The sequence below is a fragment of the Paraburkholderia sp. genome, assembly GCF_034668105.1.
In the GTDB taxonomy this organism is placed as follows: domain Bacteria; phylum Pseudomonadota; class Gammaproteobacteria; order Burkholderiales; family Burkholderiaceae; genus Paraburkholderia.
In genome coordinates, this window is sequence record NZ_JAXDPY010000093.1 from 1 (window position 1) to 3,195 (window position 3,195).

General features: G+C 63.4%; 4 protein-coding genes. All 4 read left to right on the forward strand.

What is annotated here, in order from left to right; translation table 11 throughout:
* The first annotated feature begins 90 nt into the window (after positions 1–90).
* From era to acpS, 4 genes are read left to right on the forward strand one after another with little or no spacing between them, the layout of a single operon-like run.
* Positions 91–990, forward strand: a complete 900-nt coding sequence (gene era / locus QOC89_RS04680) for a GTPase Era (protein ID WP_323043954.1) — start codon at positions 91–93, stop codon at positions 988–990.
* Positions 977–1,897, forward strand: coding sequence for a DNA repair protein RecO (gene recO, locus QOC89_RS04685; RefSeq protein WP_323043955.1), 921 nt, complete (start codon positions 977–979; stop codon positions 1,895–1,897). Before era ends, recO begins: the two co-directional genes overlap by 14 nt.
* Positions 1,894–2,658 carry a pyridoxine 5'-phosphate synthase gene (gene pdxJ, locus QOC89_RS04690; protein WP_323043956.1) on the forward strand — a complete coding sequence of 255 codons (765 nt, stop codon included), beginning with the start codon at positions 1,894–1,896 and terminating at the stop codon, positions 2,656–2,658. Before recO ends, pdxJ begins: the two co-directional genes overlap by 4 nt.
* Positions 2,659–2,675: 17 nt before the next feature.
* The gene (gene acpS, locus QOC89_RS04695) at positions 2,676–3,119 is read left to right on the forward strand and encodes a holo-ACP synthase (RefSeq protein ID WP_323043957.1); all 444 of its coding nucleotides are present in this window, start codon (positions 2,676–2,678) and stop codon (positions 3,117–3,119) included.
* Positions 3,120–3,195 lie beyond the last annotated feature (76 nt).

Sequence of the window (3,195 nt, forward strand, 5' to 3'; positions counted from 1 at the left end):
GCGGTGCAAACCCGCGTCGCCGATGCGGGCCATTGATTGCCATCGGCGCGCCATTCCCGCGCGTCGATCCGAACTTGCCGTAGCCCGAATATGAACGCTCCCACTCCCACTGGTTTTCGCTGCGGCATGGTCGCGATCGTCGGCCGCCCGAATGTCGGCAAGTCCACGCTGATGAATGCGCTGGTCGGCCAGAAAGTCAGTATCACGTCGCGCAAGGCGCAGACCACGCGGCACCGCATCACCGGCATTCATACGCTTGAAGACGCGCAGTACATTTTCGTCGATACGCCGGGTTTCCAGACCAAGCACAGCGGCGCGCTGAACCGCTCGCTCAACCGCGCGGTCACGTCCACGCTGACTTCGGTGGACGCGATTCTGTTCGTGATCGAAGCCGGCCGCTTCGGCCCGGACGATCAGAAGGTGCTCGATCTGATCCCGCCATCGGTGCCCACGCTGCTGATCGCCAACAAGCTCGACCGGGTGTCGGATAAGGACTCGCTGTTCCCGTTCATGCAGCAGGTCAGCGCGCTGCACAAATTCGCCGAGATCGTGCCGTTGTCGGCGAAGCACCCGGACGACATCAAGCGTCTGATGGCGACTGTCAAGCCGTTCCTGCCGGAAGGCGCGCCGATCTACGGCGAAGACGACCTGACCGATCGCAGCGAGCGCTTCCTCGCCGCCGAGATCCTGCGCGAGAAGGTGTTCCGCTGGACCGGCGACGAACTGCCGTACACGAGCACGGTCCTGATCGACAAGTTCGAAACCGAAGGCCGTCTGCGCCGCATTTTCGCGACCATCATGGTGGAGCGCGATACGCAAAAGGCGATGATCATCGGCCAGAAGGGCGCCAAGTTGAAGCAGATCAGCACTGAGGCGCGCCTCGACATGGAAAAGCTGTTCGATGGTCCGGTGTATCTGGAAACCTTCATCAAGGTGAAGAGCGGCTGGGCGGACAACGAAGCCGGACTCCGTGCGTATGGGTACGAATGACGCGTGGATGACGCTGAATTCCGACGCTGACCCGGACGACTCGGAGCCGGCAGCGCCGGCACGCGAGCCGTCCAGACCTGCGCGCAGTAACAAAAAATCCTCATCGCGTGCCAAAAGCGCTCAAGGCGCTCAAGGCGCCGAAGGCGAAGCGCGCAAAGCGCCGCCGCGCCGCGCGCCTCGCACCTCCGCTTCCGACTACCGGATCGCGGAGCAACCCGCTTTCGTCCTGCACAGCTATCCGTACCGCGAAACCAGTCTGATCATCGACGTGCTGTCGCGCGATCACGGCCGCCTCGCGCTCGTCGCGAAGGGCGCGAAACGTCCGCACTCCGCTTTGCGCGGCGTGCTGCAGACCTTCCAGCCGCTTGCCTTGTCATGGTCCGGCAAATCCGAAGTGCGCACGTTGACCGGTGCCGACTGGGTCGGCGGCATGTTGCCGCTAGCGGGCGATGCGCTGCTCTGCGGCTTCTATGTCAACGAACTGCTGGTCAAGTTCTGCGCGCGCGAAGATCCGCATCCGCAGCTGTTCCATCACTATGTCGTCACCATGACGCGCCTCGCGCATGACGAACCGCCGGTGCAGGTGCTGCGTTCGTTCGAACGTGTGCTGCTGCGCGAAACCGGTTATGCGATGGCGCTCGATCGCACCGTCGCGCGCAAAGCCGTGCAGGCCGAAGGCCGCTATGTGTTCGACCCGGAGCGCGGCGTGCGCGAAGCGTCCGACGATCTGCCCGCACAATGGCCGGTGATCGCCGGACAGACCTTGCTCGATATGGAAAAGGACGATTACCATCGAGCGCAGACCGTGGCGCAAAGTAAAACGCTGATGCGCTTCCTGCTCAACACTTATCTTGGCGGCACGCCGCTCGCGACGCGCCAGATACTGATCGACTTGCAGAACTTATGAGCTTCTTTCTTACGTCGCCGAATGTGATTGACCTGGGCGTGAATATCGATCACGTCGCCACGCTGCGCAACGCGCGCGGCACCGCTTACCCCGATCCGATCCGCGCCGCGTTGATGGCCGAAGAGGCCGGCGCTGACGTGATCACGTTGCATTTGCGTGAAGACCGCCGCCATATCGTCGATGCCGACGTGCGCACACTTCGGCCGCTCCTGAAAACGCGCATGAATCTCGAATGCGCCGTGACCCAGGAGATGCTCGACATCGCGTGTGAAGTCGAGCCCCACGACGTTTGCCTCGTGCCGGAAAAACGCCAGGAACTGACCACTGAAGGCGGCCTCGACGTCGCCGGCCAGTTCGAGGCCGTGCGCGCCGCCTGCAAGCAACTCGCCGAAGCGAATTCGCGCGTGTCGCTCTTCATCGATCCGGACGAAACGCAAATCCGCGCCGCGCACGAAGCGGGCGCACCGGTAATCGAGTTGCACACGGGCCGCTATGCCGAAGCGCACGATCCGGCCGAGCAGCAGCGCGAATACGAGCGGGTGGTGCGTGCTGTCGAATTCGGCGCCACGCTCGGCATCAAGGTCAATGCGGGCCACGGTTTGCACTACACCAACGTTCAGCAGATCGCCGCGATCGAGGGCATCGTCGAATTGAATATCGGCCACGCGATTGTCGCGCATGCGATCTTCGCGGGCTGGGAAAACGCAGTGCGCGAGATGAAGGCGATCATGGTCGCCGCCCGTCTCGGCGCACGCGCGTAACGCCGCGCGCATCGCAGATGACGATCTACGGCATCGGCACGGACATCGTTCAGGTCAGCCGCGTGGCCGCGGTGATGACGCGCACCAACGGGCGCTTCGCCGAGAAAGTGCTCGGTCCGGACGAGCTGCGCGTGTATCACGCTCGCCATGCGCGGTCGGCGGCGCGCGGTCTCGCCTTTCTCGCGACGCGATTCTCCGCCAAAGAAGCGTTCTCGAAAGCGATCGGCCTCGGCATGCGCTGGCCGATGACCTGGCGCGCTCTGCAAACCCTCAACAGGCCGAGCGGCGAGCCCATGGTGGTTGCATCGGGCGAGCTCGCTGAATGGCTCGACGCGCGTGGCATCACGGCGCGCGTGACGATCAGCGACGAACGCGACTACGCCGTGTCGTTCGTGATCGCTGAAACGGGCGAGGTGGCGCGAGGGCTGGATGCCCCGCACGCACCCGCGAGCGACGAATAAAAAATCTGTTGAACACGGCGCGCGTCGGCCGTGTCTCTCTTTGTCTCAAGCTTTTTTCTAGCGGAATTCGATGAAA

Coding starts and splice junctions, on each gene's coding strand:
- era (WP_323043954.1), top strand. CDS start 91: ATGAACGCTCCCACTCCCACTGGTTTTCGCTGCGGCATGGTCGCGATC.
- acpS (WP_323043957.1), top strand. CDS start 2,676: ATGACGATCTACGGCATCGGCACGGACATCGTTCAGGTCAGCCGCGTG.
- pdxJ (WP_323043956.1), top strand. CDS start 1,894: ATGAGCTTCTTTCTTACGTCGCCGAATGTGATTGACCTGGGCGTGAAT.
- recO (WP_323043955.1), top strand. CDS start 977: ATGGGTACGAATGACGCGTGGATGACGCTGAATTCCGACGCTGACCCG.